The 12990-nt window shown below is 63.9% G+C and carries 17 protein-coding genes; 5 read left to right on the forward strand and 12 right to left on the reverse strand.

Features of this window, described 5'->3' with window-relative positions:
- Positions 1–296: 296 nt before the first annotated feature.
- Both ACFX5Q_RS27515 and pyk read left to right on the forward strand, forming a co-directional pair.
- On the forward strand, positions 297–713 hold the full coding sequence (locus tag ACFX5Q_RS27515) for a DUF1036 domain-containing protein (protein ID WP_404283119.1): 417 nt from the start codon (positions 297–299) through the stop codon (positions 711–713).
- On the forward strand, positions 710–2146 hold the full coding sequence (pyk, locus tag ACFX5Q_RS27520; protein ID WP_404283037.1) for a pyruvate kinase: 1437 nt from the start codon (positions 710–712) through the stop codon (positions 2144–2146). The genes ACFX5Q_RS27515 and pyk overlap by 4 nt, the downstream gene beginning before the upstream one ends.
- An 87-nt stretch (positions 2147–2233) precedes the next feature.
- On the opposite strand, the gene ACFX5Q_RS27525 is transcribed toward pyk, so the two are convergent.
- The 3 genes from ACFX5Q_RS27525 to ykgO all read right to left on the reverse strand — a co-directional run bounded on the left by ACFX5Q_RS27525 (position 2234) and on the right by ykgO (position 4200).
- The gene (locus ACFX5Q_RS27525; RefSeq protein ID WP_404283039.1) at positions 2234–3292 is read right to left on the reverse strand and encodes an alpha/beta fold hydrolase; all 1059 of its coding nucleotides are present in this window, start codon (positions 3290–3292) and stop codon (positions 2234–2236) included.
- Between the two features lie 71 nt (positions 3293–3363).
- Positions 3364–3960, reverse strand: a complete 597-nt coding sequence (locus tag ACFX5Q_RS27530) for a tetratricopeptide repeat protein (RefSeq protein ID WP_404283040.1) — start codon at positions 3958–3960, stop codon at positions 3364–3366.
- A gap of 114 nt (positions 3961–4074) precedes the next feature.
- Positions 4075–4200 carry a type B 50S ribosomal protein L36 gene (gene ykgO, locus ACFX5Q_RS27535; RefSeq protein WP_006203764.1) on the reverse strand — a complete coding sequence of 42 codons (126 nt, stop codon included), beginning with the start codon at positions 4198–4200 and terminating at the stop codon, positions 4075–4077.
- Positions 4201–4453: 253 nt separating this feature from the next.
- Between ykgO and ACFX5Q_RS27540 the strand changes: the two genes are divergently transcribed.
- Positions 4454–4879, forward strand: a complete 426-nt coding sequence (locus ACFX5Q_RS27540; protein ID WP_404283043.1) for a lysozyme inhibitor LprI family protein — start codon at positions 4454–4456, stop codon at positions 4877–4879.
- Positions 4880–4887: 8 nt separating this feature from the next.
- Here the strand turns inward: ACFX5Q_RS27540 and ACFX5Q_RS27545 are convergent, their stop codons facing one another.
- From ACFX5Q_RS27545 to ACFX5Q_RS27580, 8 genes are all read right to left on the reverse strand, one after another.
- Entirely contained in the window at positions 4888–5964 is a 1077-nt protein-coding gene (locus tag ACFX5Q_RS27545) for a 5-(carboxyamino)imidazole ribonucleotide synthase (RefSeq protein WP_404283045.1), read from the reverse strand.
- Complete coding sequence (gene purE, locus ACFX5Q_RS27550; RefSeq protein WP_006203767.1) at positions 5961–6458, reverse strand: 5-(carboxyamino)imidazole ribonucleotide mutase; 498 nt, start codon at positions 6456–6458, stop codon at positions 5961–5963. Before purE ends, ACFX5Q_RS27545 begins: the two co-directional genes overlap by 4 nt.
- A 68-nt stretch (positions 6459–6526) precedes the next feature.
- Entirely contained in the window at positions 6527–7732 is a 1206-nt protein-coding gene (locus ACFX5Q_RS27555) for an aminotransferase class V-fold PLP-dependent enzyme (RefSeq protein WP_404283046.1), read from the reverse strand.
- Positions 7733–7756: 24 nt separating this feature from the next.
- Positions 7757–8218, reverse strand: a complete 462-nt coding sequence (locus tag ACFX5Q_RS27560) for a RidA family protein (protein WP_404283047.1) — start codon at positions 8216–8218, stop codon at positions 7757–7759.
- A 35-nt stretch (positions 8219–8253) separates the two neighbouring features.
- Positions 8254–9042 (reverse strand): amino acid ABC transporter ATP-binding protein, encoded by a 789-nt coding sequence (locus ACFX5Q_RS27565; protein WP_404283049.1) that lies wholly within the window; start codon positions 9040–9042, stop codon positions 8254–8256.
- Between the two features lie 5 nt (positions 9043–9047).
- A complete protein-coding gene (locus ACFX5Q_RS27570) occupies positions 9048–9698 on the reverse strand; it encodes an amino acid ABC transporter permease (protein ID WP_404283050.1) in 651 nt (216 codons plus the stop codon).
- 1 nt (position 9699) lies between these two features.
- On the reverse strand, positions 9700–10365 hold the full coding sequence (locus ACFX5Q_RS27575) for an amino acid ABC transporter permease (RefSeq protein WP_006203774.1): 666 nt from the start codon (positions 10363–10365) through the stop codon (positions 9700–9702).
- 79 nt (positions 10366–10444) lie between these two features.
- A complete protein-coding gene (locus ACFX5Q_RS27580; protein WP_404283052.1) occupies positions 10445–11326 on the reverse strand; it encodes a transporter substrate-binding domain-containing protein in 882 nt (293 codons plus the stop codon).
- 119 nt (positions 11327–11445) lie between these two features.
- Between ACFX5Q_RS27580 and ACFX5Q_RS27585 the strand changes: the two genes are divergently transcribed.
- Entirely contained in the window at positions 11446–12249 is an 804-nt protein-coding gene (locus ACFX5Q_RS27585; RefSeq protein ID WP_404283053.1) for an IclR family transcriptional regulator, read from the forward strand.
- 30 nt (positions 12250–12279) lie between these two features.
- On the opposite strand, the gene ACFX5Q_RS27590 is transcribed toward ACFX5Q_RS27585, so the two are convergent.
- Entirely contained in the window at positions 12280–12483 is a 204-nt protein-coding gene (locus tag ACFX5Q_RS27590) for a YdcH family protein (protein WP_006203777.1), read from the reverse strand.
- 241 nt (positions 12484–12724) lie between these two features.
- Between ACFX5Q_RS27590 and ACFX5Q_RS27595 the strand changes: the two genes are divergently transcribed.
- Entirely contained in the window at positions 12725–12904 is a 180-nt protein-coding gene (locus tag ACFX5Q_RS27595) for a YdcH family protein (protein WP_006203778.1), read from the forward strand.
- The last annotated feature ends 86 nt before the right edge of the window (positions 12905–12990 follow it).

A 12990-nucleotide genomic window follows, 5' to 3' on the forward strand; every position in this document is an offset into this window, starting at 1 on the left:
TCCGGGGAGGGTGGTATCGTCATTCCACGAAGAGGGCGCAGGCGCAATGCCGTTGTTTGGCCACGGTTTCTGCGAAAAATCCGACGCAAGGCGACAGATCGCCGGCGGGGCCTTTCTAAATCGATTGGAATTGGACAGAACGGCGCGTTGACATGCGCCCGGAGTTTTCCGAAAAGGGGCGTCGAGAGATGCAGATGTGGTTCTTGAGGGGTTTCAGGATGGGTTTCGCCGGCAGGCCGCGCATGCGCCGTGCCTTCGCCTTGCCGGTCCTGATCGTCACCGCGGGCCTGTCGGCCATGATCGCGGCCTCGCCCGCCCGTGCCGACTTCCGCGTCTGCAACGCCACGCAGAACCTGGTTGGCGTCGGCATCGGCTACCGCGCCAAGGCCGGCTGGATCACCGAGGGCTGGTGGCACATAGAAGGATCGAGCTGCAAGACGCTGATCGAAGGACCGCTGTCATCAAGGTTTTACTATCTTTATGCAGAAGACGCCGAGCGCGGCGGGCGTTGGGATGGCCCGATCAACATGTGCGTGGCCGAAAAAGAGTTCAAGATCGCCGGCGTAACCGATTGCGTCGCCCGGGGCTTCCAGCGCGCCGGATTTCAGGAATATGACACGGGCGAGCAGGCAAGCTGGATGGTCCAGCTGACCGACGAGCCCGCAACGGGAGGCGCTCCGGCGACCCCCGCCCCGGGAACAAACAGTCAATGAGACGCAACCGCAAGGTCAAGATCCTCGCCACCATCGGTCCGGCTTCCTCCTCCGAGGAGATGCTGAAGAAGCTGTTCGAAGCCGGCGCCGATGTCTTCCGCATCAATATGAGCCATACCGACCACGATTTGATGCGCACGCTGGTCGGCCGCATCCGCACTGTCGAGGAAGCCGTCGGCCGTCCCATCGGCATCCTCGCCGATCTGCAGGGGCCGAAGCTGCGCGTCGGCAAGTTCGCCAATGGCAAGGAGGTGCTGGGCGTCGGCCAAAGCTTCACGCTCGACGACAATCCGGAGCCCGGCACGTCGAGCAGGGTCTATTTGCCGCATCCGGAAATCCTGAGCTCGGTCGAGGCCGGTCACCGTTTGCTGATCGACGACGGCAAGCTGGAACTGAGGGCGGTGAAGAGCGACGGCAAGTCGATCGTCTGCACTGTCGTTGCCGGCACCACCATTTCCGACAAGAAGGGCGTCAGTCTGCCCGACACCGACCTGCCGGTCGGCGCCTTGACCGAGAAGGACCGCAAGGATCTCGACGCGGTGCTGGCGGCAGGCGTCGACTGGGTGGCGCTGTCCTTCGTGCAGCGGCCGGAGGATCTCGCCGAAGCGCGCAAGATCGCGCGCGGCCGGGCGCTGATCATGGCCAAGATCGAAAAGCCGCAGGCCGTCGCCCGGCTGTCGGAGATCATCGAACTGTCGGATGCGCTGATGGTTGCCCGCGGCGATCTCGGCGTCGAAATGCCGCTCGAAGCCGTGCCCGGCATCCAGAAGCAGATCACGCGCGCCGCGCGCCGCGCCGGCAAGCCGGTGGTGATTGCCACGCAGATGCTGGAATCGATGATCACCGCACCGGTGCCGACCCGCGCCGAGGTCTCGGACGTGTCGATCGCCGTCTTCGAAGGCGCGGACGCCATCATGCTGTCGGCCGAATCGGCGGCCGGCGCCTATCCGGTCGAGGCTGTGGCGATGATGGACAGGATCGCCACCAAGGTCGAAACCGACCCGACCTATGCCGGCATCATCAATGCGCAGCGTTCTGAACCGGAAGCGACGGGTGCGGACGCCATTTCGCTCGCCGCCCGCGAGATCGCCGAGACGCTGAAACTGTCGGCGATCGTCACCTATACGGCCTCCGGCACCACCGGCCTGCGCGCCGCGCGCGAGCGGCCGCAGGTGCCGATCGTGGCGCTGTCGCCGATCCTCAACACGGCGCGGCGGCTGTCGCTTCTGTGGGGCACGCATTGCGTCGTCTCGCCCGATGCGGTCGACCTCGACGACATGGTCGACCGCGCCTGCCGCATCGCCATAGATGAAGGGTTCGCCAAGCCGGGCGACCGCGTCATCATTACCGCTGGCGTGCCGCTCAGGACCCCGGGCTCGACCAATATGCTTCGTATCGCCTATGTCGGGTCGGAGACGCAGCCGAGCCGGTAGAGCTGGTCCGCCCGATTGCGGAATCTATCTCTTTGTTTTGACGCAATTCCGGACGGAAAACCGTTTCACACCTTTCCCGGAATTGTTCTAGGTCGGCGCGAGTTCGGCTTCCGGCACCTTTAGATCGGGACATTTGGCGCCCTGCGCATCGCCGGCGATGCGTGCTTCCACGCTCCTGGCCATTGCCTGCAGGTCCAGGGCCCTGCCGGCGACCTTGCCGATCGCGCCGATGACGAGATCGGGGGCGATCCAATCGGGCTTGTGGCCGAGATTGCGCACCCAAACCAGTTCGGCGCCCGCAATGTCGCGCGCCAGGCCAACCGAATGGACCGTCGCGTAGACGATCTTGTCGCGGTCGCCCGAGATGATCACGGTCGGCGCCTTGATGTCGTGGTAGCGCGGCGCGGCGGCCAGCACATAGCCATAGAGCCCCGCTACATCGATGGCATTGGCGCGGAAGGCGGCGGGCCGTAGCACCAGGGGGATCGAAGCCGCGGCCACATAGCCGTCCGGCACCTTGTTGGGGGAAAAGACGCAAGTGGTGGCGGCGTCCATCTGCAGCGTTCCCGCCGGATAGGCCAGCGTTTCGGAAAACAGCCGGCCGACGACCGGAACCGTCGTCAGTCTGTAGTACCAGGCGGTCGCGCCGCCCGGCCAGGGATGGCTGACGGGCGAAAGGAAGACGAGGCCAAGCGTCCTGTCGGCATGTTCGCGCCCGAAGGCCGCAGTGACCACGCCGCCGAAGGAATGGCCGACGACGATCGCCTTTTTGATGCCGAGGCGATCCATCAGCGCCGCGATGGTGTTGGCCTGCACAGACGGGGTCTCGTTGTTGCCGCGTCCCGACCAGCCGAAGCCGGGACGGTCGAGGAACAGCATCTCGGCGCGGCCTTCGATCAGGGGTCTCAGCGGCAGCATCTGATCTTCAAGATTGGCGCTGGCGCCGTGGATGAAGACGATCGGCGGCAGGTCGGCATTGGCCGGCGCCGGCACGTGGACATAGTGGATGCGCGCGCCGCCGATATCGGCGAAGTCACCGGCCGGCGGATTGCGACGCTCGATCAGCCATGCGCCGGCGCGGGTGACGCCGGCAAAGGCGAACACAAGCGCCAGGAAGAAGGCAAACGCAGCGTAGATGAGGTTCATGGGCAGGAGGTACGGAGCGGAGCGGAATTAGTTCAGGGGGCGCAGCGGTTTTTGTGCTGCAAGCCTGCGCATCAAATGCCTTCGCCGGCAAGCTCTTCCGACAGCGCACCGACCTGGTCCTGGGCGCTGCGCATCATCGGATAGATGGCAAGCACCTTCTGCCAGGCTTCAAGCGCCGACTGCTTGTGGCCGGTCTCGGCCATGATCTGCGCCAGCCCCGAAAGTGCGCCGAAATGGCGGGGCTCGAGTTGTAGCGTGCGGTCGATGTCGGACATCGACTTGCCGTAGTTCTTCATCATGAAATGCACCGTCGCGCGCCGGTTCCAGCCTTCGGCATAGGCCGGCTGCAAGGTCACCACCTGGTCGAGGAAATCGAGCGCGACGTCGTATTTCTGGTTTTCCATGGCCTTCTGCGACCATTGCATCATCAGGTCGATCGAGGCGCTGCCGGACTGGAACCATTCGCTCCAGATGCGCCCGGCAATGCGCTCGGCGGCCTTTTCATTGCGTTCGCGCCTCAGGTCGACGAAAAGCTGGTCGAGGCGTGCCTGTTTGGTCGTGGCAACCGGAGGCGCGACAGGATCGTCCGCCCGAGCTGGTGAGATGGCGGCCGGCAAGACGATGCCCGAAAGCAGAAGGGCCGGGATCAATGCAAAAAGAATCCGCATCGCCGGAATCTAGCCCCGGACGGCGGATCGTCAAAGTGATTTTAGCGTGAAAGGGCCGGCAGGCCGGCAATTAACATCATGCAGGCGCGGCAACATCAGCCGCGCATGCAAAACTCAGCCCTGGCGCGCCTTGTAGCGCGGGGCGGTCTTGTTGATGATGTAGATGCGTCCCTTGCGACGAACCAGCTGGTTGTCGCGATGACGCGCCTTCAGCGCCTTGAGCGAATTCTTGATCTTCATGGTCTTGCCCGTCGGTCTGGGCCCGGTCCGGGCCGAATTTTTAAGGCGCGCCCGAAGACGCGCCTTTCAACTTGTGCGTGGCTCATAAACGAGGAGCCTTGCCCATGTCAACCGCAAGTCAGCCACAAGAGCGCTTCCGATATGCGGCAAGTGACCTTGCCCATCAAATATTCGCCATCCGCACCGAGCGGCATTGCGCGATACGGGTGCGGCTGGAATGGTGCCGTCGCCGCGAAGCAAATCGGAGAACACCATGCGCCGCCTTCTACTGTCTGCCTGTCTCGTGGTCCTTTCGGCCGGGTCAGCCGTCCAGGCACAGGAGGAATGCGACCGCAGCGACGACAGCCAGTCGATGATGACCATCTGCGCCGGCGCCGATTACCAGGCGGCCGACGCAAAGCTCAACGCGGCCTACAAGGACCTTGTCGGCCGCAACGACGACAAGTCCAACAAATTGCTGCAGACCGCACAGCGCGCCTGGATCACTTTCCGCGACGCGGAATGTGCGTACACGACCGCGGACAGCGAGGGTGGCTCCATCCATCCGATGGAGGTTTCGCAATGCCTAACGGAATTGACCAATGAGCGGATCAAGCAGCTCACCTCCGGTGCCAACTGCCAGGAAGGCGACGTGAGTTGCGACAGTCCGAACGAGGACGAGGGCGACGATCCCCAATAGACAAAACGTCAGGCGCGGCGGCTGACGCGCGTGAAATGGCCCATCTTGCGGCCGGGCCGCGCCTCGGCTTTGCCGTAGAGATGCAGCATCAGGTCGGGCTCGGCGAGCAGAGCCGGAACTCGCAGCACGTCGTCGCCGATCAGGTTTTCCATGACGCAGTCGGAATGGCGGGCAGGCGATCCCAGCGGCAGGCCGGCGACGGCGCGGATATGCTGCTCGAACTGCGAGACGGTTGCTGCGGCTTCGGTCCAGTGGCCGGAATTGTGGACGCGCGGCGCCATCTCGTTGGCCAGCAGCGAACCATCGGCAAGGACGAAGAACTCGACGCCGATGATGCCGACATAGTCGAGCGCCGTGAGAATCTTTGCGGCCGCCTCCTGCGCCGCGGCCGCGGTTTCAGGCCTTATCGCGGCCGGCAAGGTCGAGGTGTGAAGGATGCCGTTGCGATGCACATTCTCGGCCGGATCGTAGGCGGCAAGCGCACCGCCCAGACCACGCGCCGCGATCACCGAGATTTCACGCTCGAAAGCGACGAAGGATTCGAGGATCAACGGCACATTGCCCATCGCCTCGCAGGTGCCGGCAAAGCCGCCGGTTTCCATGTTGCGGAAAACGCGCTGGCCCTTGCCGTCATAGCCCATTCGACGCGTCTTCAGGATGCCGCTGCCGTTGAATTTCTGCAGCGCCGCCGTCAGTTCCTCGTCATTGTCGACGGGACAACAATCCGCCGTGGGAATACCGATGCCGTTGAGGAAATTCTTTTCCGCCAAACGGTCCTGCGACACTTCCAGCGCCCGTGCCGGCGGATAGACAGGCACCTTGGCGGCAAGTGCTGTGGCTGCGGCGACCGGGACGTTTTCGAACTCGTAGGTGACGACGGCGCTGGCCGCCGCCAGTTCGGCAAGTGCGGCGGCATCGTCATAGGCGGCCGTGATCTGCCGGTTGGCGACTTGCGCCGCCGGGCAATCGGCCTGCGGCTCGAGCACCACCGTGCGGTAGCCGAGGCGTGCCGCGGCCATCGCCAGCATGCGGCCGAGTTGGCCGCCGCCGATGATGCCGATGGTCGATCCCGCCGGCAGGCTCACGGCGCGTCCGTGGGTTCGGCGGCGACCTTGGCGGTCTGGGCGGCGCGCCAGGCATCCAGCCGGTCGGCGAGTTCTTCGTCGTGCAATGCCAGCACGGCGGCGGCGAGAAGCGCCGCGTTGGCAGCACCGGCTTTGCCGATGGCCAAAGTGCCGACGGGAATGCCCGCCGGCATCTGCACGATGGACAGCAGCGAGTCCTGGCCGGACAGCGCCTTGGATTCCACCGGCACGCCGAATACGGGCAGCGGCGTCATCGCCGCGGTCATGCCGGGCAGGTGCGCGGCACCCCCGGCGCCGGCGATGATCACTTTGTAGCCAGCCGCCTTGGCGCCCTTGGCGAAGTCATAGAGCCGGTCCGGCGTGCGGTGGGCCGAGATGATCAGGCGCTTGTGCGCAACGCCCAGCGCCTCCAGCGTTTCGGCGGCGTGGCGCATCGTCGCCCAGTCGGATTGGCTGCCCATGATGATGGCGACGTCGGCGCGGTGATCGTTCAAGCGCATGCTCCCGGCGGCAAAGGCGCGCCTTAGCGGAATTCGCCAAGGGCCGCAAGGATCGGGAGCATCTAATCCGGCCACCGCAAGGCGCCGGAGGACTCCTTGCGGGGCTGTTTCATGGCATCCGCGGGGCGCTCAGCCGCGCTCAACACGGCACGCAGCCGCTCGCCGACGATCTCGGCCTCGCCGGGATGCAGATTGCACGGATCGAGGAAGAAATGGCCGCGCTCGACTTCGTGGTTGCGCACGATGATCGGCGGCGAGCCGGCGGCAAGCGCCGAGGCGAGGCCGGCGGCGGTGAAGCGGCTCTCGGGCGAAACAAAGATCTGCAGGCGGTCGAGTGGATTGGCGGTCGGGTCGGGGATGATGCGCGCGGTGATGCCGGGCAGGCCCTGCAGCGCGTCCTGCCACAGGTTGAGCGCCGCTTCTTCCCGCTTGCGGATGCCGGCATGATCGCGCCGCTCCCAGGCCTCGAGTGCCGCCATGGTGCCGGCGATGCTTTCCTTGCCGACCTTCATCGCCCTGGCGACGCCACGGTTCTGCAGATAGGCGGTGCGCACCAGGTCCTTGCGTCCCGTCACGATGCCGCTGGTCGGTCCTGAGAGGAATTTGTGGCCGCTGTAGACGACGATGTCGGCGCCGCGCGCGAGGAAACTGCGCAGATCATATTCGGAAGCCGCGTCGACGATCACCGGGACGCCCTTGGCGTGGCAGATCTCGCAGAATTCCTCCAGCGACAGCATGCCGTACTGCACGGTGTGGTGCGCAACGACGTACAGTCCTGCCGCCGTGCGCTCGTTGATCGCTTCGTGCACATGATAGTCCTGTGTGACGCTGACCGTGCCGGCGGGCACAACTTTGGCGCCGGCCACCCGGACCGACTGGTCGATCGGCGCGCCGTAATTGACGATATGGCCAAGCTGGATGACGACCTCGGACTTCAGGCCTTCGGTGTCATCCGGAAGGCGCTCGATCGCCAAAAGGTTGGTTCCGGTCATCGCGCCGGCGATCGCCATGGTGATGCCGCTGGCACAGCAAGCGGTGATGAAACCGACCTCGCCGCCGGTCAGGCGCGCGATCACCGTGCTTGCGGCGCGCTGCAGATCGTCCATCTCGACCCATTGCGAGGCGATTTCCGCCATTGCCGCGATCGCTTCCGGGACGATGATCGAAGCGCCGAGCGTCGTCATGGTGCCGGAGACATTGATGATCGGGCGCAGGCCGAGCCGGTCGCGGATTGGCAGGTTGGAGCGGTCAGCGGAATAGGTGTTCATCTCGGCAGATCCATTTCTAACAAATCAGGTGGCGATCTCGACGACCGCCTCGATTTCGACGGTGATGTTGCCCGGCAACGAGCCGACGCCGATCGCCGAACGGGCATGCCCGCCGATCCTATCAAAGACCTCGGCGAAAAGATCGGAGCAGCCATTGACCACCTTTGGATGGTCGCTGAAGGTCGGGATGGCGTTGACGAAGCCGAGCAGCTTGACGACGCGCACGATGCGGCCGAGGTCGCCCGCCGCCGCATGCATGACAGCAAGCAGGTTGAGGCCGGTGAGGCGGGCGTGCTCGTAGGCTTCCTCGACGGTCACGTCTTCGCCCACCTTGCCGGTGCAAAGCGTGCCGTCGGCGCGCAGCGGTCCCTGTCCGGAGAGGAAGATCAGGCGTCCGCTCTCGGCATAGGTGACGAAGTTGGCGATCGGCGTCGGTGGCTCGGGCAGGATCAGGCCCAGTTCGGCGAGCCGGATGTAAGGCGTCATCAAATGCTCCTTGCGGCAGCTTTCGCTGTCCGGTGTCAGAAATGCGAGGCGCGGAACCGCGCCAGAAAGCTGCGCAGGCGTTCGTTTGACGCTTCCGCCGCTAGGATTTCGGCCGGCGGGCCAACCGCGCTGACGCCGCCATCGGCCATGAAGACGATGCGGCTCGAGGCATCGCGCGCAAAGGCCATTTCATGGGTGACCATCAGCATCGTCATGCCGTCCTCGGCCAGGCTGCGCACGACGGCCAGCACTTCACCGACCAGTTCGGGATCGAGTGCGGAGGTTATCTCGTCGAGAAGCAGGATCTTCGGCTCCATGGCGACCGCGCGGGCTATGCCGACGCGCTGCTGCTGGCCGCCGGAAAGCTCGGCCGGCAGGCTGTCGGCCTTGTGGGCGAGGCCGACCCGACCGAGCCAATGCTCGGCGATCTGGCGCGCCTCGGCCTCGCTCTTTCCGCGCACTTTGCGCAGGCCGAGCATGATATTGCCGGCGGCGGTCAGATGCGGGAACAGGTTGAAGCTCTGGAAGACCATCCCGGTCTCGGCGCGCATCGCCGCCAGGTCGCGCTCGCTGCGGCGCTGGCGTGTCCCGGCATCGCGATAGCCGACCTCCTTGCCGTCGATGCGGATCGAGCCGCTGTCGTAGCTTTCGAGGAAGTTGACGCAGCGCAGCAGCGTGGTCTTGCCGCTGCCGGACGGCCCGATGATGGTCACCACCTCGCCGCGCTTCACCTCGAGGCTGACGGCACGCAGCACCTCGACAGTGCCGAAGGCCTTGGAAACATCGCTCACATCGAGTAGCGCGGCATTGGAGGCATCGGACATTCTTGCTATTCCCGAATGAAGGAGAAGCGCTGTTCCAGCCGCCGGCTGGCGAGCGAAAGCGCGTAGTTGACCGCGAAGTAGACCAGCGCGCCGAGGATATAGAGCGGCATGGCCTCGTAGGTGCGGCCGATGACCTGGTTGATGGCCTGCATCAAGTCGGTGATGCCGAGCAGCGAGACCAGCGCGCTGCCCTTCACCGCATCGGTGACGCCGTTGATCCAGGGCGGCAGGAAGCGCCTGAAGGCCTGCGGAAAGATGACGTAGGCCAGCCGCTGGCGGAAGGTCAGCCCCATCGCCATCGCCGCTTCGGACTGGCCCTTGGGAATGGAGCCGACGGCACCGCGCAGATATTCCACGACCTGCGCCGTCTTGAACAAGGTCAGCGCCAGCACGGCTGCCCAGAAGGACTGCAGGTGAATCCCGACGGCCGGCAGGCCGTAATAGACGAAGAAGATGAGCACCAGGATCGGGATGCCGCGTATGGTGTCGCTGAAGATGCGCACTGCCCAGCGCAGCGGCGCCGGACCGTAGACGAGGCCAACGCCCAGCACGACACCGGCGATGAGCGACAGGACTACGACCAGCAGCGACACCCACAGTGTCACGGCGAAGCCTTCGGCGAGGAACGGCAAGGCGTAGATGATCTGGCCCAGCATGTCAGCGCGCCGCCCTGAACCGGCGCTCGACGAGCCTGAGCGCGAAAAGCAGCACATAGCCGGTCAGCAGATACATCGCCGTGGTCACCAGATAGACCTCGACGATGCGGAAGGTGTTGAAATTGATCCACTGGGCGCCGTAGGTCAGTTCGGGCACCGAGATGACCGAGGCGACGGAGGTGTCCTTGAACAGCGACAGGAAGGTATTCGAAAGCGCCGGCAGCGTGATGCGCAGCATCGTCGGCAGGCGCACATGGATGAGCCGCTGCCAGGGCGTCAGGCCGATCGCCTTGCCAGCATCCAGCTGTCCGCGCGGCACGGCTTCGAGGCCTGAGCGAAACACCTCGACCAGATAGGCACCGCTATAGAGCGACAGCGTGGCGACGAACGAGGTCGGTGCGCTGTAGGCGATGTCGACCACGGTCGGCAGGCCGTAGAAGACGAGGTAGACGAGCAGGATCAGCGGCACGTTGCGGATGAATTCGACATAGGCGGCGATGATCGACCGCACGACGCGCCCGGCCGAAACATACCAGACCGCCAGCACCAGCCCGATGACGATGCCGATGGCGATCGAGATGACGGCGAGCTCAAGACTGAGCAGCAGCCCGCCCCAGAGCTTGTCGAAATGCCGCCAGATCAGGTTGAAGTTGAGCGTATAGCCCATGCGTCCGCCTCAATAGCCAGCGTGCATCACGCTGTCGAGGAGAAGGAGGCGGAAGGGCGTGCTTGCCCCTCCGCTTTTGTCAGATAACCGGGAAACCGGGATGCCGCGCCGGCGGTTCCAGCCCGAAATAGTCCTTGAATGCGGCGTCGTAGAGCGCCGTTTCATGACCGAACATCGCCGTCGCGAAGGCTGTGTTGACGAAGGCCAGCCAGTCGGGATCGCCTTGCCGGAGTGCGGCGCCGTAAAGCATCGAAAACCAGCTCTTGCCGGCATCGAAATATTTGTCGGGATTGCGCGAGGCCAGCCAGCGGACCGTCGAGAGATCGACGGCGGCCGCGTCGACACGCTTCGATTCCAGCGCCTGCAGCACATTGGCCTGGGTGTCGATCTGCATCACCTGCGACTGCGGCAGGACGAGATGGACATTCTGCTCGGCATCGACGTTTTGCAGGATGGAAATGCGTGTTGCCGAACCGCCGGCGAGCAGCTTGTCGAATGTCTTGTTCTCGGCTGACGGAAGCGTCAGCAGCGCGACGCCTTCGACGTAGTACGGCCTGGAGAAGTTGATCAGCTGCGAACGCTGGGCGGTCATGGTCATGAACTGGATGGTGATGTCGACCTTGTTGGTGGTGACATTCGGGATGCGCTGCGCCGGGTCCTGTATGACGAACTCGACCTTGGTTGGGTCGTCGAAAAGACCCTTGGCCAGGATGTGGCCCATGGTGATGTCCATGCCGACGAGTTCGCCGGCATCGTTCTCGAAATGCCAGGGCGCGTTGGTGCTTCCGGTGCCGACGATCAGCTTGCCGCGCTCGAGAACAGTGCGCAGCAGGCTGTCGGGTGCGGCTTGTGCCGCCGCCTTCTGGACATCGACCGAGGCGGCTGCGCCGATTACTCCGGCCGTGGCGAGCCCGGCCATTCCCAATTTCAGAAAATCACGTCTCTTGGATGTATCGTTCATGGCGACCTCCTTTTCGTGGTTGTGTTCCCCTTTCAGATACATGTGTCTTTTGCCAATTTGTCTCTTACAAAAGACATCTGTACCTTGTACAAGACAGATACTAACATCAGGAATCAGTAATGCAAGACGGTATTGGCGTTACAGATCGGCCGGACATCAGCCCGGCCGAGGACAAGACCCCGGGCTCTCGCGAGAAGGGACTCAACCGGGTGCTCGAGATATTTGAGTTCCTGCATACAACGCAGCGTGCGATCGGCATTGGCGACCTCGCCAAGGGCGTCAACGCGCCGCGATCGACGACCTATACGCTGGTACGTTCGCTGGTGGATGCGGGCCTGCTGGAAATGGCCGGCGACGGCAACCGGGTCTATTTCGGCAAGAAGCTTTATCTCTACGGAATGGATTATGTGCGCGGCAACGACCTGCTCCGGCGTGGGCGCCAGGAGGTCGACGACCTGTCGCGCGAGACCGGCGAGACCTCCGAATTGTGCATGCTGCAAAGCGGCCGCTATACGATCGTCCATTCCAGCCCGGGCACCAGGCCGTTCCGAATCAGTTCGGCCACCGGTCTGCAGATCCCGTTGCCCTGGACGGCTTCCGGACGGCTGCTGCTGGCCGGTCTCGAAAGAGCCGATATCGAGGACATGGTCTCCGAAGACGACCTCGTGCTGCCGGACGGACGCAGGCTCAAGCTCGACGATTTCATCGCCGATATAGTGACCGCCAGGTCGACCGGCTACTGCGTGACTTCGGGCCTGGTCGACGCCTACACGAAATGCCTGGCCGCCCCCGTCTTCTCGGTGCCGGGTAAGGTCGAGGCGACGATGTGCCTGGTGGTTCCGATCGACACGTCGAAGGAAAAGACCGACGAACTGCTTATCCTGCTGCGCCAGCGCGCGGCGCGGCTGTCAATCGCGGCGTGACGCGTTTGAGCGGCGAGGCTCGGGCGCTGCTCAGGCGATGATGTCGGGAATGATGCGGTCTTCCAGCGCCATCAGCCGGTCCTTGAGGAAGAGCTTCTTCTTCTTCATGCGCTGGATCTGCAGCGGGTCGCAGCCCATGGCGATCATAGCGTTGATGGCGGCGTCGAAATCGGCGTGTTCCTGCTTCAGGCGGGAATATTCGAGGCGGATCTCAGCCTGTTCCTGTTCGGACATTATCTACCGTCTGCACGTAAGCGGCGCCCAAAGGATGGGCCTGATTGGGCGGGGCCGGCGGGGTTTTGCCACCGGTGCGCAGGCCTTATCACATTTCACATTGTCGTGGAATGCTACCACAGGGCATTCGACATCGATGGCGGATGGTGGCAGAGTGTCATCGCGCTGTCACAGATGCGAACTGGCGGTGGACGCATTTTGGCGGCTGCAATCGAGGAAACCATGAAAGGGAGAACCAATCATGTCTCTTGCATCCCATCTTGATGAGTTGCAGCGGAAACACGGCGACATCGAGCGCGAAATCACCGACGCGATGAACCATCCTTCGGTCGACGACCTCGAGATCGTGAATCTCAAGCGGCGCAAGCTGGCAATCAAGGACGAGATTGAAAAGCTGAAGGCAAAACCGACGACGCACTGACGCTCCACTAGCAAACAGCGCGCGCCCCCTTCGGTGCGCAATCAACTTTCCGGTGGCAGTCATGCCGCCGGTGTTGGTGGTTTGTT

Source organism: Mesorhizobium sp. IMUNJ 23033, from assembly GCF_044778005.1.
Lineage (GTDB): Bacteria > Pseudomonadota > Alphaproteobacteria > Rhizobiales > Rhizobiaceae > Mesorhizobium > Mesorhizobium amorphae_A.